Raw genomic sequence first — 20,122 nt, 5'->3', positions numbered from 1 at the left:
GTCGCTTCTATCCAGCAGCTTTCAGGCGTTTTGTCAGGTTTTCTTTTTCGCGCGAAAGAGCTGCGATTTTTGTCTCGAGAAGGTCGCGCTCGTTGCGCGCCTGATCAAGACGATCCATCCAGTATTCCGTTTCCGTCGATTGTGCATCTGCTTGCTCTGTGTTGCTGAACTTCCAAAGAAGCCAACCCAAAGCGAAGCCCAAAACAAACGTGGCTGAAAGGTAGAGAAGTATTTGGATCATAGGTGTGAACATGCGTTTTCCAAACTTAAAATAGCGTTGTTGAGCGGGGGTTAACCTTGCTTCCAGTCAAAGAGAATCCGTTGATTTTGGGTTTGCTCTTCGCCCGTGCTAGGCTCGCGGTCGCCAAAACCAACTGAGCGCATGGCCAGCGTCGGCACGCCGCGCTCTGCGAGGAAATCAACCACGGCTTTGGCCTGAGCATCACTGAGCAACAGGTTGCTCGCAAAATCATCCGCGCCATCAGTGTGCCCTTCAATCCCTAGCATCAGACCATCGCCCGCACAGTCAATTGCAACCATCGCGATTTGTTCAAGCAGCAAGACTGAATCTTCGGTGAATGTGGTGCCGGTTTCAAAACTGACCCGAGTGTCTGCAAGCAGCGCATCTGTCTGTTCTTGACAGGTTGTCACGACGCTCATACCTGACGGATCTGCACTCGCCATCAAGCCGGAAATCACATCGTCGCGCTTCACAAGCGCATCGCTGAGGTCGGTGTTTTCGCTTGTCAAAGCGGATACCCGACTTTCAAGCTCTGCGATCGCGCTTGCGACGTCACCCGTGCTCTCGGCCTCAAGCAGTTGTGCGACCTGTTCGTTAGCCGCAACAAGTTCTGAATCCGACTGGGCTAAACGCGTTTCTAGATCAGTGATCCGATGGGTCACGTCGGCGTTTGCGCTTTCAAGGGACGCAATTGTCATTTGCGACGCGACCGCATCTTGCATTTGCGCATCCAAAGCCGTCATGCGGTCAGTCAGGTCACCGTTTGCAGCCGCCAAAGCGAGGTTTTCGGCTGATAGATCGGAAAGCGCATTTTCGAACATTTCCGATTGTTCATCAAGCGCCACGCGCGCCGCTTCAAGCGCTTCGCTTTCGGTTTGCAACGCCTCTGATAGGTCAGGACTATCTGCCAAGGGCAACGTCTGTGTAGCCGAAAAAAAGGTCAGCCCCGTCAATGCGACAACGCCCGCCACTAGAACCAATTTCATTCAATACCTCCCAAATTACCAACGTTCGTTGAACGCGCAAGGACGTGGCCCGTTGGTGATTCACAAACCCACGTCATTTAAAGAGCGTCTATTATCGAAGAACTTGGCCAAAGTGTGACTGACCACGCTTCTTGGCCTGATCGGCGCAGAGTACAGATCAAAAGTTAACAAATCAATTTGTACCTACGAGCCACCATGTCCAATTCGTACGTGGCTAGGTTGGTCTCTTAGGGTGCGGGGCCCATAGCAAGCCAAACAAGATTGCCGCGGCAAGCGCGTCGATGGCGACAATGGCCCAAAACAAGATCGACACTAACCCTATCGCATCCATGGCGCCAAAAAGCGCGGCGGAGACACCATATAACATACCAAAAAGCGCAATATAAGCGCACCAACGCCAATAGCGTAGCAGGCCCAAGCCCAGAACAGTCCAAAGCAGCGCGGCAACAATCATTTGTATGCCGAATGCGCCAAAATCGATCCCTGCTATGGGAAGGTGCAGCGCAGCGGAAGCGAACAGCAGGGCGGCCGCCGCAGTGTATTTGCGTTCCTGTCGTGTCATGTCACATCCTTATTCTGCGGGGCAGGGTTGACCGGCGACGCCCCAGATCAGAACGTCGTCCACATGCGCTTGCAGTGAATAAGGCGCTGGGTCACGCCCGCCGCCCGGGTTCCACCCCCAAAGCACAAAACCGTAATGTCCCGCGTCATCAACCAAATGTTCCGCGAGGCCCATCCAATCGCGCCCGCCATTTCGGTCAGGGTCTGACAATTGGGCGCAGACCTCGGCCGGTGTTTTGCCAAACCATTCGAATTCAACCGGCGCAAGCTGCCAATCCAACCCAGCACGCGGCGGGGCATGTGGCGCGCTGCGCAGGTCTGTAGATGTGCGGTGACAGGTCGAACAGATCAAAGTTTCGACACCAATGCGGCTTTGGCCTGCGTTGATATTCATCCCATGGGGTCGCGCTGGGCCTTCGCTGCCGCCATACCACATCGGAACATTATCTGGCCCCGTATGGCAATTGGCGCAACGCGGATGGTTCACGACCTCGTAGACGCGATCAAACGCGGCAAGCCCTTCGGCTAGTGTGACAGAGCCAGCCGCAGGCGCAGAAATTGTCGCAGGTGCATCGCCATCAGCCCAAGATATCGTGCCGAGAATACACACAAAAACAGTCACAAAAACGCGGAATAGAGTCTGCATTTTGGGGGCTCCTTAGACGAAATCAATATGTTTATTGAACGGCAATTCACGTATCCGCTGCCCAGTCGCTGCAAAAATCGCATTGCCCAACGCCGGGGCCGCTGGGGGAACGGGCGGTTCACCAAAACCTTTGATTTTCGGATTGTTCTCTAACGCGGTGAAATTGACTTTGGGTGCTTGATACAGGCGCATCGACTCATGTGCGTGATAGTTGCTTTGCTGCGCCATCCCGTCAGAATAAGTTATTTCGCAATTCATTGCATGCCCCAGACCAAACAATGTGCCACCCTGCGCAAGGTTTTCAAGGTTAACCGGGTCAATCACCTGACCAACATCAGCGGCAACCCAAACTTCATCCAAACGGATACCTCGTTCTGTTTGCGTGACCTCAACAACCGTTGCGACGGGAACCCCAAAGGAAAACACATAGGCAACGCCGCGCCCGCGCCCAGCGCCCAAGTCATGCCCATTCCAGCCACACATTTCGCCCACGGTTTCGAGCACTTTGACCGATACATCATGTCCCATCAGCCGGATCCGTTCCATCAGCGGGTCAGCACCCGCAGCGTGGATCGTTTCATCAAGCAGCGTGTCATAGATAAAACCGTTTGGCGCTGCGCCAACCGACCGCCATGACGATACGGGCGCAAGCCCGGTTTCTTTATACGACCGTACCCGAATATTGGGCAGATTCAGGTTGGGGTAATCCCACGCCCCTTCATGCAATTGCGTATCCGGGCCGGGTAGGCTGAATCCAATGCGTGACATCTGCGAAGTCATCACCGACTGCCCCGCAATTTGCACATCAAGCGCGGTGACTTTGCCGTTCTCGTGTTTCCCAATCCCGCGGCCCATCGTGATATGGCGCGGAAAATCATGGGCGAAATCTTCTTCGCGGGAGTAGGTCATTTTGACAGGTGTGCCGCGCATTTTCATAGCAATTTCTGCCGCTTGTTTCAGATAATCGAATTCCAACCGATGCCCAAAGCTGCCGCCGATGAACTGATTGTGTAGATGCACGTTGTCCCTGTCCACGCCAGTGATTTTGGCGACCATATCTACCGCAAACATTTGTAATTGGTGCCCGGTCCAGACGTCAACGCGATCATCAGACACGAGAATCGTGGCGTTCAACGGCTCTAACGGCGCATGGGCGACGTATGGGGATCTGTATTCCGCGATCACCTCTGCGCCTGGCGCTGCGTCAACATCGCCAACATTGCGGGCTTCGGCGTTCAGCCTATCATCCGTGAAACTCGCCGAAAGCGCAGTCCAATGCGCGTCTTGTTCTGGCGGGTAGGTCGCTTCGCCCCATTCACAGGTGATCGCATTGGCGGCTTGTATGGCCGTCCATGTATTATTGGCGACGACAGAAATGCCGCCTGTGATTTCAAAGACGTCGACAACGCCCTCCATCGCAAGCGCCGCAGTGGCGTCGTGACTGATTAATACGCCGCCTTGACGGGGGTTTACCTTGACCGTCGCAAATAGCATCCCGTCCGTTTTATGGTCGACACCGTAAGGCAATGTGCCCGTTGACTTGGCAACAATATCAACCCGTTCCATCGGTTTGCCCAGAATACGCCATTGCGATGGATCGCGTAGCGTTACATTTGTGACGGGCTCTATTTGGGCAGCGGCAGCCGAAAGCGATGTGTAGGTTAGCGCCGTGCCGTCGGGTAGCCAAACCGCCCCATTTTCTGTTCGCAAACCTTCAATTGGCACGCCAGCCTGTTGCGATGCTGCGGCTTTAAGCGTTTCACGTGCGACGGCACCCGCTTCGCGCAGTTTATCGTAGCTATCAGGCATGGCCGAGGACCCGCCAGTTCCCATGATCGGCAAGGCAGCACGCACGACACCGCCTGCAAAACGCCGCGCCCCTTCGGCGACTTTCCCATAATCATATTGCGGAAACGGCACCATAGCGTCGGTAAGCGCGCCATTCATATAGGCTTTGTCAGGTGTGCCAAAACTGATTTCGACCTGATCCAGTTCAATATCCAATTCTTCGACAATCATCGCCGCTTGCGCGGAAAAGACACCTTGACCCTTATCGGCGTGCGGCGCGATGAGCGTTATTTTTTCAGCGTCGATAATGACCCATGGATTAAAGCTCGCGGCGCCTTCGGGCAGCCCTGCAAGATTCGGATTTTCAAAAGGCGCTTTGGCGCGGTAAATGCCAAAGGCGACGCCGCCAGCAACTGCAGTTGATCCAACCAAAAACGTGCGGCGTGTAAGCGTGCGCAGTTTACCCATCGATCAAGCCCCCTGCTTTTGAATGGCCAGCCGGATCGCTTCGCGGATGCGCGGGTACGTCCCGCAGCGACACAGGTTCCCCGACATCACAGCATCGATTTCATCATCGCTTGGGTTTGGGTTGTTCGCCAACATCGACGCGGCTTGCATAATCTGCCCTGATTGGCAGTAACCACATTGCGCCACTTGTGTTTCGATCCATGCTTCTTGCACCGGATGCTGCGCTTCGGGCGTGCCCAAGCCCTCAATCGTGGTGATTTCAGCCCCGTCTAATTCGTAGGCGCGCACCTGACAGGATCGCACGGCCATCCCATCCAGATGCACGGTACAGGCGCCGCATTGCGCAATGCCACAGCCGTATTTTGTGCCCATCAGCCCAATTTCGTCACGAAGTATCCACAAGAGCGGCATATCCTCTGGAACATCCACAGATCGCACTGTGCCGTTCACGGTAAAGCTTGCTTGCATGGTGGTCTTTGCCCCTAGCTGACTGCATCCTGTGTATAGGCTACACACTATCTGGAAGAAATCCACTCGGCGCTTTTTAGGTCCGTCGTCGCAGCAGCCAGACAAAGAAAAGCCCGCCGATTAATCCAGTGACGATCCCAATCGGCATATCGTCTGGGGCCATGATCGTGCGCGCGATAATGTCCGCCCAGACAAGAAATACGGCACCACATAGCGCTGAAATAGGCAAAAGCCGCCGATAATCGCCGCCCACCAAAAGGCGAACGATATGCGGAACCATAAGGCCTACGAACCCAATAATGCCCGAAAACGCGACCATGACCCCCGTGATCAAAGCCCCGATGACAAAGACCGTCAACCGAAAGCGCGCAACCGGAATACCCAATGTCGTCGCAGTTTCATCACCGATGGTCATCGCGTTAAGCGTATCGGATTTTAGCCACAGATACGCCCCGCAGCCAAATAGAATCACTGCCGGATAGATCAGCTGATCCCATTGAGCGAGACCAAGCCCCCCCAACATCCAAAACACCACGGTATGCGTGGCCCGTGGATCGCCTAAGAAAATCAATACATTTGCCGCAGACATCACGATGAATGACACCGCAACGCCGGCCAATACCAATCGGTCGGCGCTGGTGGCGGAAGCAAATTGCGAGACGGCCAGAACAATCAATGTCGCCCCAAGCGACCCTGCGAAGGCCAAGAGCGGCACCGTCAGCAAGCCAAAAAACAACCCTGTATGTAGTAGCGCTAAAATCGCGCCGAATGCCCCGCCAGCCGAGATCCCCAGCAAATGCGGATCAGCGAGCGGATTGCGTGTGACGGCTTGCAGGCTTGCACCGACCATCGCTAAACCCGCACCGACAAAGCTCGCGAGGATTGCCCGTGGGAACCGAATATCCCACACGATGGCTTCACGGCCCCGCGACCAGTCTTGGGGAATTGTGTCTGGGGTTATCTTATTGATCAAAACGCCCCAAACCGTTTCAAGCGGAACGGCAATCGCTCCGACGCTCACAGCAGTCGCCAATGATCCAATCAGGATCAAAACCCCCATAAGACCGATAATCCACGGCCCATAAGATTGTGACGGATTGGCGGGCGATTGCTGCGTCGTCATCATCTCAGATCATTCCGCGCGGAACGCTGCGGCAAGCGTCTTGACGGCTGCGATGTTGCGTGGGCCGGGTGTTGCTTCGACATATTCAAGCACAACAAAGCGGTCGTTGCGCACAGCGTCGATATCCGCAAAGGCAGGATTCGACATCATGAATGCGCGTTTCTGGTCCGCTGTGACTTCGCCATAGTTCACGATCACGATGATTTCGGGGTTGCGTTCAACGACAGCTTCCCAGCCCACAGTTGCCCAGCTTTTATCAAGGTCATTCATAATGTTGGTCCCGCCAGCCGCTTCGATCAGCGCGTTTGGCATGGCGTATTGCCCCGCCGTAAATGGCACATCTTCGCCGCTGTCATAGACAAACACCCGTGGGGCTTCGTCCAAAACGGGTTGATCGGATAGAAAGTCTTCAAGATCGATCTGGTAGTTTTCGATCAAGACCTCTGCGCGATTTGAAACATCAAAGATCGCACCGAGATTGCGCAGATCGTTGTACATATCGTCCATAGAGGCCGCGTCTTTTTCACCGATGTGAATGCAGCTTTCGGTCAGCTCATAAACTTGAATGCCAAAAGGTTCCAATGTTTCGGGCGTCACTTCGCCGCCGACCTTCATGCCATAGTTCCAACCCGCAAAATAGAAATCAGCATCAGCGCCAATCAGAACTTCTTTGGACGGGTATTGTGATGAAAGCTCGGGCAGTTCTTCGATGCCAGCGGTCATGTTTTCATTCAGCGTTTTCCAGCCGGAAATACCGGTGTAGCCGACCATGCGATCTGCCAGCCCAAGCACCAGCATCATTTCAGTCAGGTTGACGTCATTGGAAATGGCAGCCTGTGGCGGCGCGTCAAATGTGACTTCGCGGTTGCAGCTTTGCACCGTCGTTTGTGCCGCTGCGGCACCAGCTATGGAAAGTGCTGCCAAAGTGGTAAGAGTGAGTTTCATCATTGAGGTTCTGTTTCGTTGGGAAGTGAAAATGAAAAATGTGATGCCCCACTCGGGGCAAGCTGTTCGCGCTGCGCAGCAACACGAAACGTGTGAGAGACAAGGGCGTCTGTCAAAAGCGTTTGCGGTGGGCCAAAGCCCTGCGGATGCCCGTCTTTGAGCACCAAAACATCGTCGCACACCCCGGCCGCCATATTGAGATCGTGCAAGGACACCACAATGGTGAGGCCAAGGTTTTGGATCAGTGACACCACCTCTAGTTGGTGACGCACATCCAGATGGTTTGTTGGCTCATCAAGGATCAAGACCTGCGGCTCTTGGGCCAAGGCCCGTGCCACCATCACCCGTTGCCGTTCTCCGCCTGACAGGGTGCCAAAATTGCGATCTGCCAAAGGATGCAAGCTCAGCTTTTCTAAGACGGCATGAACGATCTGTTCATCCCCCGCCCCAGATGCCGCAAAACCCGACCGATGCGGTGTACGGCCAAGGCGGACAATCTCGCGGACAGTCAACCCAAAGGCAGAGGCTTGCTCTTGTAGAACGGCTGCGACTTGTTTCGCGCTGTCTCGGGCATTCATTGCCCAAATATCTTGGCCGCCAACGCGCACTTGCCCCATTTGCGGTTTTTGGAAACGGTATAAAAGCCGCAATAGGGTCGATTTACCCGCCCCATTCGGCCCGACAACCCCCAACACGCGCCCTGCATCCACACTGAATGAGGTGGGGTGCAGCACTGGCTGATCCGATTTATGAGGTGCCCAACTTACCTCATTTACGGCAAGACTAGCCGGTTTCATAATGGGTGAGGTCGATTTTTGTGGGTCGCATGGAACGTCTCCAGTTCAGCATCTGATTGAATACGTGATAATATAACAATTTTCATATGTTGATCTGTTGCAATTGGCAATACGCGACGGCTCCGAATTAGGTTGTCTACAAAAACAACATATCCAACGGCCTTAATGAAACCGGTAACGCATTCATATAAAACGGTTAATTTTCGAATGATCTGAAGAGAAGTCGCAGGTAAATGGCCGCTACGGCTTTGACGCACGTTCATATCGCCCTCCGCGCATATGCAGGGCGCGGGGCAGACATGTTTTAAAGCACGGGGTTTTCCGTGTTGCCATCATAGTCTCCGTTCCAGACACCCCGTCCGGGTTGAGTTGCAGTAACGGCTTAATGCCGCCTGATGGCAGGTCTCCTGACTTGCGGGTCAGCGTTTTCCCGAACCTTCCCGAGCCATAGGCTCAGTGGTGTTCATCGGGGTCACTCACCGCTCACAGTTGCGGGGGCAGTCACGGATTCAGCGCGTTTTCGCTCTTCCTCACCGTATTCCCTTTTCATTCCAGCCGCATGTTCGACGGCTGGAAACCATCGCGGTTTTTCTGAAAGGTTTGTGGAGGTGCGTCAAGGTTAAAAAACTGGTTAGCGCTAACGCCATTCGATCGGGATCGTAAATGACGTTCCGGCCCCAGCTGGCGGGGTCGGAAACGGGGCGGAGCGGCGGATGTGGTTCAAAGCGGCGCTGTCTAAGCTTGCGTCCCCAGAGCTTTGCGCGATCCCTATCGATCCAAGCTGCCCTGATGCCGCGATGTGAAACTGAACAATTGCCGTTCCGCGTGCGCGTATTCTTTCCTGCCGCGTACGACTGATCTTGCGCATGACGGTGTTTCCGTAATTTGCCGCTGCTTCTCGGGCGGCTTGGATGGCGACTTCGTCAACTTGTTGTCCTTGGCCGCTGTGTTGGACTTGCTGGCTGACTTGTTCGGTTCCGGTGTCAGCACCACGGCGCGCGTCTTGGTTGGCATTTCCGGATGCGACTGCTTGACCAAGATCGCTTGGACGTGGGGTTGGGCGCGTTGTCGCTAGACTTGCGTCGTTAACTTGGACATCTGGCAATGCTTCCAAAAGCTCTGGCTGCGAATTTGTAATCTCGACCGGCTCTATCGCGCTAAGTGTGATTGGCACAGCGGCTGGGGCTGCTGTCACTGTCGATGGGGCGACAGCGACGCGTATATCAACTGGGCCAGTTGTGACCTCGACCGGGTCAAGGATGGGCGCATCTGGGGTTAACGGCTCGGCTGTTGCTTCGTTTGCCTCTGGTTGTAGGGGTTCGGTCGGCTCGGCGGGCGCCGGGCTTTCGGTCTGTTCCGCTTCTATTGCATCGATGACCTCTGGGGTGGTTTCGGGGCTGCCCATCACCATATCGGCAAAACTGTTCCCGTATGATACAAGTGCCGCGGGCGGACTGGCTGCCGACAGGGTTGCATCGGGCACAGCAATGGCTTGCATTGACCCAAGGTGAACACCCGCAGACACCAACAAAAAGACTAGGGCAGAGATCCGCGGCGACATCATTCAAGCCCTCGTTCGGTGACAAGCCAGACCGAGGTTGCGCCCGCTGCCCGCAATTCCCCGACCCGTTCCATCAATAGGTTTGCTGGCACGGCGCGATCTGCAACCAACCGAATATCGCGCCCGTTTTCGCCCGCTTCAGATGCGGCAACAGCCTGTTCAACCGTCACGGCTTCACCGCGTAAATACAGCGCCCCATCTTCGCGCAGAACTGCCGTATTCGGCGGCGCGCGCCCGTCCAGATTATCCGTCGCAATCAATTTGATTTCATCATCCAGCGTTGGTGCCAATGCACCCGCAATCATAAAAAAGATCAGCATCAAAAAGACGATGTTGATCAAGGCGATTGTTGGCTCTGATTGCGCGCGACGGGGCTTGGCTGATAGGGGCATCAGTTACTCGAGCACAACGACGGTCAGGTCGGGTTGCGCGGCCAAAACGACAAGCAGGTCAACAAGCCGTTGGGATGTGACAGTATCATCTAGGGCGATCAAAAGCTGTTGTCCCTTTTTAATTTCCATTTGAGAAATCTGTGCGCTAAATTCGTCAATTGCATAGGATGTCCCGTTCAATTCGACCTGTTCTTCGAAAAGGCGTACAAACAGTGGCGGCGTTTCTGCCGAGGCAGCACCTTGACCCGCAGATGCGCCTGTCAATGGAATTTCAGCAAACCGGGTAAAGGTTGAGCTGAGCATGAAAAACAACAGCAACAAGAAGATCACATCAATCAATGACGTCATCGAGATGTGTTTTCGACGTGTTTTTGTTCCGCTGATTGCCATAACAAATTACGCAGCCCGCGCCGCAAATTTTGACTCGATTGCGCTTTCGGCCAGCACCCGTTCACGCGCGACACGGCTGTCAAAAAACGTCAGCACAAGCGACGTCGGCATCGCGACAGCAAGACCCGCCGCTGTGGTGAGAAGGGCAACCCAGATACCACCGGCGAGCAAAGAGGGATCGACCGAATTGCCAGCTTCTTGCAGGGCCTGAAACGCGTTGATCATACCCAAAACAGTCCCGAACAAACCTAAAAGTGGTGCAATTTGCGCGATACTATCCAGAATACGGAAGCCAGATTCGAGCCGCGCCAAATGCGCGCTTGCCTTGGCTTCGACGCGTGTTTTTGGCCCGTTGACCTGCCGCGTTTTCAGGACATCCGCCAATGCGTTTTTGCTTTTTGATAGGGCTTGCGCGGCGTTGTCTTCATCGCCGGCATCCCACGAAATAATGGCTTGGGAAATCTGTACATTCCGTCCCACGCCGAGGCGCGTAAATTGCCAAAGTTTCCACAAGATGACCGCCAGCGACAACACGGATAGAACCATCATTAAGATAACAACGGGCCCACCCAATTCGTAGATTGCGCTGATTTGGACCGTCATGAGTTCCACAATATTCACCCTAAAATCTCCACCTCAATACGGGACGAAAACCGCAATGCCTGCGCGCAGGTTTGTGCGTCGAGTTCGCTGCCAGAGCATTCCGCAACACCGTTGATCAGGACTTGCCCAAGATCGTCACAGGCCAAAGCTGGCACATTGAACTGACGCACGCGTGGTGTGCCAGATGGAACATCACGCATATCAAAAAGGGTCAGACGGTTAACTGCCCCGTCTTTGGTCAGCAGCACCGTTTCGAACACCAGCGTCGCGATGTTCGTCTCCAAGGTATTGCGCAGCATAAAGGTTAACTGACACGCACCTTCGTGTTGCTGGATTTGGTTCATTTCAACGGAAATTGAGGGGGCTGCTTGGGCAGCCCCCTCTTGTCCAAGGACCATATCTGGCGTCACCACGAGGAAAGCAGCAGCCAAAGCAGGTCCAAGTTTGGAAAGTTTTGTATTCATCTAAAACTCAAATGTACGGGCCAAGCTAATTTCATATGACCGGCCTTCGCCCGGATCTCCGGCCAGTGAATTTTCGTATTGGGTATCGAGAACATTGTTGACGCGCAGGCCAGCTTTGACGCCTTGCAGGGCACCGTGTTGGGGGCTCCAGTCAAAAAATAGATCGTGAACTGCGTAGCTGGCATAATCGTCGCCCGCGCCATAGCTAATTTCGTCGAAGAACCCGCCATTCCAGCCGTATTCAATGCCACGGCTTTGATCGCGGCCGCCGACCATCAGGTTCAAGTTGCGTGCTGGAATAGAAGTCAGCGTTTCGCCAGTTGATTGGTCTTCGCCGCGCACATCGGAATATGCAGCACGCATAAACATGCGATCCGCTTCAAATGCGACCTCGAGCTCAAGCCCATAAATCTTGGATGAATCGATGTTTTCGTAATACGGCGTTCCAGCAGTGCTATCGCGCGCAATTAGATCATCTATTTCTGAATAGAAGAACGTGGCTTTTACATCCATTGCATTCGCACCGCCGAACAGATCACGATACGAAGCGCTGACGCCGAATTCCGCACTGTTTGCTGTTTCAGTGGTCAGGTCGAGACTGTAAGTTTCGCCATCGCTATCATCATACGAAAAAATCTCATCGATTGTTGGCGCGCGTTCTGTGTGGGCAATGGACCCAAAGACCGCATAAGTGTCGTTGATTTCATAGTGCGCTGCCAATTTAGGAGAGACAGCAACCTCGTCCGCGTCGGTAGACCCCAAATCGCTGGAGGCTTCGAGCGCAATGAAGTCCGCGCGCATACCGGGGATGATTGTCAGGCGATCATTGAAGATGAATTCACCTTGGGCGTAGACACCAATTTTGTCGTCTGTGCCTTCTGGGTGATACCCCAGATCGCCTGCAACAGTTGTTGCAACACGTTCAAGATGCGATAACTGCACGCCTGTGGTGATATATGCATCGTAACTTGCACCACCAAGTGTCGCTGTGTTTTCGACTTTTAGGCTTGTTGTTTCGTAGCCGTATTCTGAATCACAGAACAATGATGCTGTGACGCAAGGCCCGAACGGTGCGGATGAATCTGATTGCTCAACTTGCGTGTTCGAATAGCTTAATACGACGTCTAGATTGATAAGGTCATTCCCCAAGACGGGATTTTCATACCGAATAGCAAGCGTATCATCGATGATTTCCCGGTCGACTGTCCCAAACCCAGAGGTGCCGGTTTGCGAGTATTCCGTATCATCAAGATCACTGTCCCAACGTGTATATGACATCGTCAACGCCTGCGCGCCGTCATCACCAAAGGTCAGACGTGATTTTACAAGCCCGGAAATAGCATCAAATTCGGACCCCGCAATCTCATTCCCGTCGCCGTCGGAATAGTTCCCTGCGGTGCGGTAGTTCAGAGCAAATAGCGTTTCAAAGTTCTCAGTGAACCGTTTTGCGAAGATGGCAGAAGCCATCATTTCTTCAGCGTTACTGCTGTATGAAAGTTGTGTTCGCAGGGCTTGGTCGGTGTTTTCCAAGAAATCTGACGCGTCTTTTGTTTCAAAGTTGATCACACCGCCCAGAGCACCCGAACCGTACAGGGTTGAAGACGCTGGCCCGCGCAGAACTTCGACCTGACGGTAAAGTGCGGGGTCAGAAAAGAACGATCCTAGGCGGTATTGCTCGTAGAATTTGATCGCGCCGTCGACTGTCGTGATGATGCGCGATTCATCAGAGGATGCCAATTCACCGATTCCGCGGATGTTGAACGATTCACCCGCGACCCGGCCTGACCCAATTGCTTGCACGCCCGGCACGAGATCAAAAAGTTCGCCAACGGTCGTTGCTTGTGCGCGGTCAATTTCTTCTTGCGTGACGACCGTAACAGCTTGCGGCGTATCGATGGCGACACCATCGACCAAACCGGCACCCAAAACAATTGTGCTTAGCGCGGTGACGTTTTCGTCTGACGTTGTCTGAGCCAACGCCGGATGTGCAAGAGAGGATATAATTGTAGCACCCATAAGGGCGCGCGTAGAGAGCGTCATGTTCGTTTCCCGATCAACAAAGTTGCAATTTTTCAGTTGCTGGCCGAGGAAATTTCGATGGCTTGCTAGAAAGTGTTGTATTCTCTTGCCGCTTCTATTTAATCTGATAAAAACAGTCAAGTAACAGCGTGCGCAAATATTTTGAGCACTCTTGCCAGCCGTGATCGCCAGCAAACCCCTTTATAATTCTGCTCTACAAAGGACCTGTCCTATGAACATGGCTATGCAAATGTCGCCTGACGCGATTCGATCTCATCTTGCTGAACATCCAAAAAAACGCGCGCGCGATATTTCAAATATGCTTGGGATAGGCGAGGCGGCATTGCTGGCCGCCCAAGGCGCGACACCAATCTCTGCGAATTTGGACGAGGTCATGCCAGCGCTTAATACTGTTGGCGCCGTAATGGCGTTAACGCGCAACGCCAGCGCAGTGCATGAAAAGACAGGTATCTATGAAAACTATCGCGGCGGGCCGCATGCGTCGATGGTGATCAATGATGATATTGATATGCGCATGTTTGGACGCCATTGGTTCCACGGGTTCGCTGATGTGACCGAAACAGAATCTGGCGTACGCCGGTCCTTGCAGTTCTTTGATGCCGCTGGGGATGCTGTTCACAAGGTTTACGCGCGCGAAGACACTGATCTGACAGCGTGGGAGGCATTGGTAAAGAACCTGTCAAAAGGTGACCCGGTCGAAACGCTCGACTTGCAGGCACGCGGACCCGCCGAAGCCGCTAAAATCAACCAGTCCAAAGCAGAAGCGCTTAGAACTGAGTGGGCAAAACTAACGGATACGCACCAGTTTTTGCGGCTTGTCTCAAAGATGGGGATGAACCGCCTTGGCGCTTACCGTGTTGCTGGCGCACCATTTGTCACGCCGCTCGCGCCTTGGGCATTGAATGATGCGATTGTCGCATTGGGCGATAGCGACACGGAAATCATGCTGTTTGTTGGCAACCAAGGTTGCATCCAGATCCACACAGGTCAGATCAACAAGATCAAACCAATGGGCCCGTGGCAAAACATCTTGGATCCGGGCTTTAATCTTCATCTGCGCACGGATCACGTGGCCGAAGTTTGGGCCGTCGAAAAACCGACCAAACGTGGCCCGGCAATTTCTATCGAGGCTTTTGACGAAGAAGGCGCATTGATCTTGCAGATGTTTGGTCGCCGCAAAGAGAGCGACAAGGTCGATCACACAGGGGCTTTCCTTGATTTGATTCAGACCTTGCCAAAGCTCCACACAGAGGACGCATAAAACATGTTGTCACACTTTAAAAAGCTCACCGTACATGCCGCTTTGATCTGCGCGCTCCCTCTTGCCGGTCACGCTGATGAACGTGTCTTGTCGATCGGTGGTTCTATCACCGAAATCATCTATGAACTTGGTGAACAGGACCGCCTGATCGCGCGCGACACAACGTCGAGCTACCCAAGCAGTGCAGAAGCATTGCCCAATGTTGGTTACATGCGTGCATTATCACCAGAAGGAATTTTATCCGTCGATCCCACATTGATCATCGCAGAAGAAGGCAGCGGGCCAGTCGAAACCATTGATGTCATGCGCGGCGCCAATATCCCGTTTATCACGATCCCAGATGGGTTTGATCGCGCCGCAGTCAGCACCAAAATCCTTGCCGTCGCCCAAGCACTTGGCGTTCCCGAAAAGGGGGCCGCTTTGGCCGCTGATACCGATGCGCAATTCGCGGCTTTGGAAACCGAAACAGAGACGCCAGCCCGTGTTATGTTCATTTTGTCCATGCAGGGCGGGCGGATCACGGCCTCTGGTGGGAACACCGCGGCAGATGGGATCATTAAATTGGCTGGTGGCGTGAACGCAATCTCGGCCTTTGAAGGCTACAAGCCCCTCACAGACGAGGCCATCACCCTCGCCAACCCTGATGTCATTGTCATGATGGACCGCGAGGGCGATCACGCGGCGTTGGATGCCGAACTTTGGGCGCACCCGGCGATTTCCACCACACCCGCCGCGCAAACCCAATCAATTGTGCGAATTGATGGGCTGCTTTTGTTGGGGTTTGGGCCACGCACCCCCGAAGCGGCGGTCTTGCTGCATGATGAGATTTACGGGGCTAGCTAAATCATGGTCGCCATCGATGTGAATTCAGAATCCGCGCGATCACATGCGCCACGCCACGCCGGTGATCGTCGGTCGCGCGCAATCGCTGTCATATGGTTTTGTGCGGCCGCACTAGGTTTGATGATGGTCGCAAGCCTGACGTTCGGTGCCTCGGGCACATCGTTGCTCAAGGCCCTAGTGTCATGGGCATCTGGCGAGACCATCAGTGCGCGCGATCATATTATCTTGTTTGATATCCGTGCACCACGCACCGTCTTAGGTGCGTTGATTGGGGCGTCTTTGGCGGTGTCCGGCGCGGTGATGCAAGGGCTGTTCCGCAACCCGCTTGCTGATCCGGGGCTGGTCGGCGTCAGCGCTGGGGCCAGCTTGGGCGCCATTCTTGCAATTGTTCTGGGTGGGCTGTTGCCCCCGGCGCTCGCCGCGATGACGGGTAATTACACCGTGTCGATTGCCGCCTTTATCGGTGGGTGGCTGACCACAATCCTATTGTACCGGGTCGCGACATCGGGTGGCCGTACATCGGTTGCGGTGATGCTTTTGGCGGGTATTGCGATGGGCGCGTTAGCTGGCGCCATTTCCGGTATGATGATCTATCTCGCGGACGATCAACAGCTGCGCGATCTGACTTTTTGGGGGCTGGGGTCATTGGCCGGGGCGACGTGGAACAAGCTTATGATCGCCGGGCCGCTGATCGTATTATCAATGGCTGCATTGCCATTTCTGACACGCGGGCTTGATGCGCTGACCTTGGGAGAGGCCACTGCCGGACATCTGGGTATTCCCGTGCAACGGATGAAAAACATCGCAATTTTGACCGTTGCGGGTGCAACGGGCGCGGCGGTGGCCGTATCTGGCGGGATCGGCTTTGTCGGGATTGTGGTGCCGCATCTTTTGCGGTTGTTGATCGGGCCAAGCCACAGATACCTGCTGCCAGCCTCAGCCTTGTTGGGGGGCGCATTGCTTCTCGGGGCAGATATCATATCGCGCACCATCGTCGCGCCAAGCGAGCTGCCAATCGGGATCGTGACCGCAACGATCGGCGGGCCGTTCTTTTTGTTCATCTTGCTCCGCAACCGCAACATCTTGGATATGTAACGATGTTAATCGCGACGAATATTCACATCGAAATGGGCAAAACACCCATTCTCAAAGGCGTTAACTTTACCGCAGCGGCGGGGCAGGTGACGGCGATTGTTGGGCCAAACGGGTCTGGCAAAACGACGCTGCTTAAGGCGATGACCGGAGAGCTAAGCTATGAGGGTCAGGTCAGCATCGACGGCCAAGATGTGGCGCAGATTCCGGCACAGGTACTTGCCGCCCGCCGCGCAGTGCTATCGCAATCGGCAGGTCTTGCGTTTCCGTTTACCGTGCTAGAGGTCGTGCGCCTTGGCCTGCTGGCAGGGCTGGACGCAGCCGATGAAACATTGCCCAATCGCGCGTTGGACTATGTGGGATTGTCGGGTTTCGAAGGGCGGTTTTATCACGCCTTATCTGGGGGCGAACAACAGCGCTGTCAGCTTGCACGGGTTTTGGTGCAAGTCTGGGAACCGATCCGCGACGGGACGGCATCATGGCTGTTTTTGGATGAACCTGTGTCGGCGCTTGATATTGGGCATCAGTTAGATGTGATGACTATCGCACGCCAGTTCGCGGATGCGGGCGGCAGTGTGGTTGTCGTCATGCATGATCTTAACCTGACAGCCATGTTCGCTGATAGCGTCCTGCTGATGAAAGACGGCAAAGCGCTTGTCCAAGACGATCCCGCAACTGTCTTAAACGCGGATCACCTGTCTTATGCCTATAACTGCAACGTTAGGGTAAATACTGCGCCGCAGGCAACTGACAAAATACCGTTTGTGTTGCCGCAAATGGCATCGCAGAAATAGGTGCGGAGACCGACGGCTATTTCGTTAAGATCAATTTGCCAGCACGGGTAATCCGCAGGGTATACACCTGTGTGTCGAGCACAATCTGCGCCAAATCCCCACCGGCGGTGAGTTCACGCGCGGCGTATGTTGGCAATGATTTTAAATCCGTGGGGGTTACCGGTGCATTCATTTGCTGGACTCTTTGCATCGTTTTGCATGATCCAAGATCCATTCAATGGGCATCCCATCCGCGACATATGCCGCGTCTAGAATTTCAAACGCATTGACCCGCTGCCGCGTTACCTGAGGATAAGGGCCCGGTGTGAAATCTGTATCAGGTCTACTTTTTTGCATCCTGTCGCCCCTGCGTATGGGTGTGTCTGTCTTTGGAACTGACTGTCGATGCAGTAGGTTCAGCTATTTTCTTAGTGAAATAGTCAGAATTGTCAATCCACGCTAAGAACGTACCTGCAAAAGCTAGGTTTTCAATGTATTTCCGGCGCGAGTTGTGCCCTTCTCGCACCATTATGGTGCAAAAAGGGCGTTCGTTTGGTTTAGAACGTCAGTTCTGCAGACAATCTTAGGGATTGGCCTGTTTCATAGAGCGGCTCGACAGTATCGAAATCCTGCCCGTACGTTGCCCGCGCAACATATTGCTCATCAAACAGGTTGTTGATCTCCGCACGCAGGCTGAGCCCTTCGATACGTTCCGGTTCGTATTCAACGAACGTGTTTACAACCGTATATCCAGCAATCGTTACGCCCGAAGCAGCACCGCTGTAGTCAAGCGCGATTTCCGCATCGCCACCAAATACAACGCCATTTGCGAATTCATGTGCTGTCTGCAACGAGATAATTTCGCCCATCGGGATTGTCAGGTAGTTCCCAGTGTAGGAATCCGCGGCTTCATCATTCACCTCTGTTTCGATATTTGCATAACCAATCCGGAAGAAACCGCTATCCCAATTCGTTGAAAACCCAATTTCATAGCCAGTCGATGATACATCTGCCGTCAGCGCAGGGCCGCCACCCCATGTCGCCGCGCGAGAATCATCAATATCGGTTGAGAATACTTTACCGTCGATCGCCCATCTGTCTGTTGCGTAAGTCGCGGCAACATATAGGTTTTCAGAAGTGACATCTTCGATGTCGTCGGTTGAATAGTCCCATGCCGAATTCATGATGTAGTTTTCAGCGAGCGCGATTCCGCCCCAAACCTGTGAGTATCCTGCGCCAATTGTCAGACGGTCGTTCAAATCAACCTCACCTGAGGCATTGAAAGAAAGGCCTTCGGTAGATTGGGTTGATCCATCAATACCAGTGAAGTCTTGAAAATCGGCACGAAACCCAGTTGACAAACGGGTCCGATCTGTCGGCTCCAGGCGAAGCTGTGCAAACAGCCCAACATTCACCAGTTCTTCTTGCCCAGCATCATCGTAAGATGGGTAGAGCGCGTAGAGGAATTCGTATGACGCCTCATCACTAAAGAAGTCGACGCCGACGTTCACGTCGCCATTCGCCAGGGCAAATTTATTTGAAATCTCGCCGTTCACGCTCGTGGTTTCACCATACGCGTATTGCTCTGTAGATAGATCATATTCATCATTGATCAGCTCCGTGCCACTGTATGACAAGCGGACGTATGGATCCCAAAGCCCTGTCGCGCGGGTGTTTGTGTATTCAATGCTGTAATTTGTGCGTGTCAGGTCATAGGTCCGTGTTTCTGGACGCGTGTCGCCAACGATCGCACCGATATTTGCCCGGTAAGGGCGCGCGGCGTCATCGCCGATATCCTCCATCGAGAATTCGAAGCGGTGCCCTTCTTCGCTCTCGTAAGCAACTTTGCCCAACAGGCTCAGGAGTTCGGTGCTGGAACCCACGATCTCGTCGCCGTTACCATCGACACGGTTGTCACCCGTCGCGTAGCGCGCGAACGCAAGCACTTCGAGACCGCCTTCACGGCCAAGTAGCGTCAGGCTGTTGGTAAGGATGTCACCGTTAGATGCATATTCAAGTTTGTATGCACCGCCAAAATTGTCGCCTGTATCCAATAGATCGGAAACATCGCGTGTTTCATAGTCGAGCGCACCAGCAAGCGCGCCGGGGCCTGCGTCTGCAGGGGCTACGCCCGGATCAATGCTGACTGCTTGTAGCAGTGACGGATCAATTAGGGTCGTTGTGTTGTGGTGGAACACACGGTTGTTTTGGCGCGCGCCATCAATCGATATCGCAAGGTTGTTTTCTTCGATGCCGTTCACATACAGTTTTTGTGACATCGGAATTGAACTACCGACAGCTAGCGTTGGTTCTGCCACAAAAAGTTCAGATAGATCGGCTGGATTCGCGAGCGCGAGGCCCTCGCTGGTGACGGACACGCCGTCTTCTGCTTCCGGGTTCAATGCTGTTGATAGCAAAATGCGGCCCAGCATAAATGGCGCGTCTGAAGCATTGTCAGTTGCTGCTGTATCTTGGGCAGAAAGGCTGGCAGGCCCCATGCCAAGCAAAATACACGTCGTTAATCTCAGGTTTTTCATTACTCATTCCCCTAGGTGGCAATTTAGGGGGCTGAGCGAATGCGTAGCTGCCTTGGTACGGCATCCAATTCATCAAGATCATTACACCTGCAAGAGAGGGAAATCAGCAAATTGACAACCGTTGCAAACCTGCGACAGCTTAT

General features: G+C 53.9%; 21 protein-coding genes and 1 riboswitch. Of the genes, 4 read left to right on the top strand and 17 right to left on the bottom strand.

Translation table 11 applies throughout. From position 1 onward, the window contains the following. Positions 1 to 7: 7 nt before the first annotated feature. The 15 genes from Yoon_RS11430 to Yoon_RS11360 all read right to left on the bottom strand — a co-directional run bounded on the left by Yoon_RS11430 (position 8) and on the right by Yoon_RS11360 (position 13,473). Positions 8 to 253 carry a hypothetical protein gene (locus Yoon_RS11430; protein WP_238112357.1) on the bottom strand — a complete coding sequence of 82 codons (246 nt, stop codon included), beginning with the start codon at positions 251 to 253 and terminating at the stop codon, positions 8 to 10. Positions 254 to 291: 38 nt separating this feature from the next. After that, positions 292 to 1,227, bottom strand: coding sequence for an OmpA family protein (locus tag Yoon_RS11425; RefSeq protein ID WP_238112356.1), 936 nt, complete (start codon positions 1,225 to 1,227; stop codon positions 292 to 294). 214 nt (positions 1,228 to 1,441) lie between these two features. Next, positions 1,442 to 1,789: a hypothetical protein gene (locus Yoon_RS11420; protein ID WP_238112355.1), complete on the bottom strand. Its 348-nt coding sequence runs from the start codon at positions 1,787 to 1,789 to the stop codon at positions 1,442 to 1,444. 9 nt (positions 1,790 to 1,798) lie between these two features. After that, entirely contained in the window at positions 1,799 to 2,434 is a 636-nt protein-coding gene (locus tag Yoon_RS11415; RefSeq protein WP_238112354.1) for a hypothetical protein, read from the bottom strand. A gap of 12 nt (positions 2,435 to 2,446) precedes the next feature. Beyond that, entirely contained in the window at positions 2,447 to 4,690 is a 2,244-nt protein-coding gene (locus Yoon_RS11410; protein WP_238112353.1) for a molybdopterin cofactor-binding domain-containing protein, read from the bottom strand. Positions 4,691 to 4,693: 3 nt separating this feature from the next. Then, positions 4,694 to 5,158: a (2Fe-2S)-binding protein gene (locus Yoon_RS11405; RefSeq protein WP_238112352.1), complete on the bottom strand. Its 465-nt coding sequence runs from the start codon at positions 5,156 to 5,158 to the stop codon at positions 4,694 to 4,696. Positions 5,159 to 5,234: 76 nt separating this feature from the next. Next, positions 5,235 to 6,284, bottom strand: coding sequence for a FecCD family ABC transporter permease (locus Yoon_RS11400; RefSeq protein ID WP_370642159.1), 1,050 nt, complete (start codon positions 6,282 to 6,284; stop codon positions 5,235 to 5,237). A 6-nt stretch (positions 6,285 to 6,290) separates the two neighbouring features. Continuing rightward, a complete protein-coding gene (locus Yoon_RS11395) occupies positions 6,291 to 7,226 on the bottom strand; it encodes an ABC transporter substrate-binding protein (protein ID WP_238112648.1) in 936 nt (311 codons plus the stop codon). Beyond that, a complete protein-coding gene (locus Yoon_RS11390; protein ID WP_238112351.1) occupies positions 7,226 to 8,023 on the bottom strand; it encodes an ABC transporter ATP-binding protein in 798 nt (265 codons plus the stop codon). The genes Yoon_RS11395 and Yoon_RS11390 overlap by 1 nt, the downstream gene beginning before the upstream one ends. A gap of 379 nt (positions 8,024 to 8,402) precedes the next feature. Then, a riboswitch (cobalamin riboswitch) is annotated at positions 8,403 to 8,620 on the bottom strand. A 40-nt stretch (positions 8,621 to 8,660) separates the two neighbouring features. Then, the gene (locus Yoon_RS11385) at positions 8,661 to 9,587 is read right to left on the bottom strand and encodes an energy transducer TonB (RefSeq protein WP_238112350.1); all 927 of its coding nucleotides are present in this window, start codon (positions 9,585 to 9,587) and stop codon (positions 8,661 to 8,663) included. Further along, a complete protein-coding gene (locus Yoon_RS11380) occupies positions 9,584 to 9,976 on the bottom strand; it encodes a biopolymer transporter ExbD (protein WP_238112349.1) in 393 nt (130 codons plus the stop codon). Before Yoon_RS11380 ends, Yoon_RS11385 begins: the two co-directional genes overlap by 4 nt. A 3-nt stretch (positions 9,977 to 9,979) precedes the next feature. After that, positions 9,980 to 10,366, bottom strand: a complete 387-nt coding sequence (locus Yoon_RS11375) for a biopolymer transporter ExbD (RefSeq protein ID WP_255698807.1) — start codon at positions 10,364 to 10,366, stop codon at positions 9,980 to 9,982. A 6-nt stretch (positions 10,367 to 10,372) separates the two neighbouring features. Further along, a complete protein-coding gene (locus Yoon_RS11370; RefSeq protein ID WP_238112647.1) occupies positions 10,373 to 10,969 on the bottom strand; it encodes a MotA/TolQ/ExbB proton channel family protein in 597 nt (198 codons plus the stop codon). A gap of 14 nt (positions 10,970 to 10,983) precedes the next feature. Then, positions 10,984 to 11,433, bottom strand: a complete 450-nt coding sequence (locus Yoon_RS11365; protein WP_238112347.1) for a hypothetical protein — start codon at positions 11,431 to 11,433, stop codon at positions 10,984 to 10,986. Beyond that, the gene (locus tag Yoon_RS11360) at positions 11,434 to 13,473 is read right to left on the bottom strand and encodes a TonB-dependent receptor domain-containing protein (RefSeq protein ID WP_238112346.1); all 2,040 of its coding nucleotides are present in this window, start codon (positions 13,471 to 13,473) and stop codon (positions 11,434 to 11,436) included. A gap of 211 nt (positions 13,474 to 13,684) precedes the next feature. On the opposite strand from Yoon_RS11360, the gene Yoon_RS11355 reads away from it, so the two are divergent. The 4 genes from Yoon_RS11355 to Yoon_RS11340 are packed head-to-tail and all read left to right on the top strand — an operon-like array spanning position 13,685 to position 17,463. After that, a complete protein-coding gene (locus Yoon_RS11355; RefSeq protein ID WP_238112345.1) occupies positions 13,685 to 14,734 on the top strand; it encodes a hemin-degrading factor in 1,050 nt (349 codons plus the stop codon). Between the two features lie 3 nt (positions 14,735 to 14,737). Beyond that, the gene (locus Yoon_RS11350) at positions 14,738 to 15,577 is read left to right on the top strand and encodes a hemin ABC transporter substrate-binding protein (protein ID WP_238112344.1); all 840 of its coding nucleotides are present in this window, start codon (positions 14,738 to 14,740) and stop codon (positions 15,575 to 15,577) included. 3 nt (positions 15,578 to 15,580) lie between these two features. Beyond that, positions 15,581 to 16,672, top strand: coding sequence for an iron ABC transporter permease (locus Yoon_RS11345; protein WP_238112342.1), 1,092 nt, complete (start codon positions 15,581 to 15,583; stop codon positions 16,670 to 16,672). A gap of 2 nt (positions 16,673 to 16,674) precedes the next feature. Next, complete coding sequence (locus Yoon_RS11340; RefSeq protein ID WP_238112341.1) at positions 16,675 to 17,463, top strand: heme ABC transporter ATP-binding protein; 789 nt, start codon at positions 16,675 to 16,677, stop codon at positions 17,461 to 17,463. A 16-nt stretch (positions 17,464 to 17,479) separates the two neighbouring features. Here the strand turns inward: Yoon_RS11340 and hemP are convergent, their stop codons facing one another. Continuing rightward, on the bottom strand, positions 17,480 to 17,635 hold the full coding sequence (gene hemP / locus Yoon_RS11335) for a hemin uptake protein HemP (RefSeq protein WP_238112340.1): 156 nt from the start codon (positions 17,633 to 17,635) through the stop codon (positions 17,480 to 17,482). Between the two features lie 364 nt (positions 17,636 to 17,999). Then, a complete protein-coding gene (locus Yoon_RS11330; protein ID WP_238112339.1) occupies positions 18,000 to 19,979 on the bottom strand; it encodes a TonB-dependent receptor plug domain-containing protein in 1,980 nt (659 codons plus the stop codon). Between the last annotated feature and the right edge of the window lie 143 nt (positions 19,980 to 20,122).

The organism is Yoonia sp. I 8.24 (genome assembly GCF_022096995.1).
Taxonomy (GTDB): Bacteria; Pseudomonadota; Alphaproteobacteria; order Rhodobacterales; family Rhodobacteraceae; genus Yoonia.
This window is presented reverse-complemented; position numbering and strand designations above follow the sequence as displayed.

Bases quoted from the DNA above. Each gene is read 5' to 3' on its own strand.
- Yoon_RS11430 (WP_238112357.1), bottom strand. From the start codon at position 253: ATGTTCACACCTATGATCCAAATACTTCTCTACCTTTCAGCCACGTTT.
- Yoon_RS11425 (WP_238112356.1), bottom strand. From the start codon at position 1,227: ATGAAATTGGTTCTAGTGGCGGGCGTTGTCGCATTGACGGGGCTGACC.
- Yoon_RS11420 (WP_238112355.1), bottom strand. From the start codon at position 1,789: ATGACACGACAGGAACGCAAATACACTGCGGCGGCCGCCCTGCTGTTC.
- Yoon_RS11415 (WP_238112354.1), bottom strand. From the start codon at position 2,434: ATGCAGACTCTATTCCGCGTTTTTGTGACTGTTTTTGTGTGTATTCTC.
- Yoon_RS11410 (WP_238112353.1), bottom strand. From the start codon at position 4,690: ATGGGTAAACTGCGCACGCTTACACGCCGCACGTTTTTGGTTGGATCA.
- Yoon_RS11405 (WP_238112352.1), bottom strand. From the start codon at position 5,158: ATGCAAGCAAGCTTTACCGTGAACGGCACAGTGCGATCTGTGGATGTT.
- Yoon_RS11400 (WP_370642159.1), bottom strand. From the start codon at position 6,284: ATGATGACGACGCAGCAATCGCCCGCCAATCCGTCACAATCTTATGGG.
- Yoon_RS11395 (WP_238112648.1), bottom strand. From the start codon at position 7,226: ATGAAACTCACTCTTACCACTTTGGCAGCACTTTCCATAGCTGGTGCC.
- Yoon_RS11390 (WP_238112351.1), bottom strand. From the start codon at position 8,023: ATGAAACCGGCTAGTCTTGCCGTAAATGAGGTAAGTTGGGCACCTCAT.
- Yoon_RS11385 (WP_238112350.1), bottom strand. From the start codon at position 9,587: ATGATGTCGCCGCGGATCTCTGCCCTAGTCTTTTTGTTGGTGTCTGCG.
- Yoon_RS11380 (WP_238112349.1), bottom strand. From the start codon at position 9,976: ATGCCCCTATCAGCCAAGCCCCGTCGCGCGCAATCAGAGCCAACAATC.
- Yoon_RS11375 (WP_255698807.1), bottom strand. From the start codon at position 10,366: ATGGCAATCAGCGGAACAAAAACACGTCGAAAACACATCTCGATGACG.
- Yoon_RS11370 (WP_238112647.1), bottom strand. From the start codon at position 10,969: ATGACGGTCCAAATCAGCGCAATCTACGAATTGGGTGGGCCCGTTGTT.
- Yoon_RS11365 (WP_238112347.1), bottom strand. From the start codon at position 11,433: ATGAATACAAAACTTTCCAAACTTGGACCTGCTTTGGCTGCTGCTTTC.
- Yoon_RS11360 (WP_238112346.1), bottom strand. From the start codon at position 13,473: ATGACGCTCTCTACGCGCGCCCTTATGGGTGCTACAATTATATCCTCT.
- Yoon_RS11355 (WP_238112345.1), top strand. From the start codon at position 13,685: ATGAACATGGCTATGCAAATGTCGCCTGACGCGATTCGATCTCATCTT.
- Yoon_RS11350 (WP_238112344.1), top strand. From the start codon at position 14,738: ATGTTGTCACACTTTAAAAAGCTCACCGTACATGCCGCTTTGATCTGC.
- Yoon_RS11345 (WP_238112342.1), top strand. From the start codon at position 15,581: ATGGTCGCCATCGATGTGAATTCAGAATCCGCGCGATCACATGCGCCA.
- Yoon_RS11340 (WP_238112341.1), top strand. From the start codon at position 16,675: ATGTTAATCGCGACGAATATTCACATCGAAATGGGCAAAACACCCATT.
- hemP (WP_238112340.1), bottom strand. From the start codon at position 17,635: ATGAATGCACCGGTAACCCCCACGGATTTAAAATCATTGCCAACATAC.
- Yoon_RS11330 (WP_238112339.1), bottom strand. From the start codon at position 19,979: ATGAAAAACCTGAGATTAACGACGTGTATTTTGCTTGGCATGGGGCCT.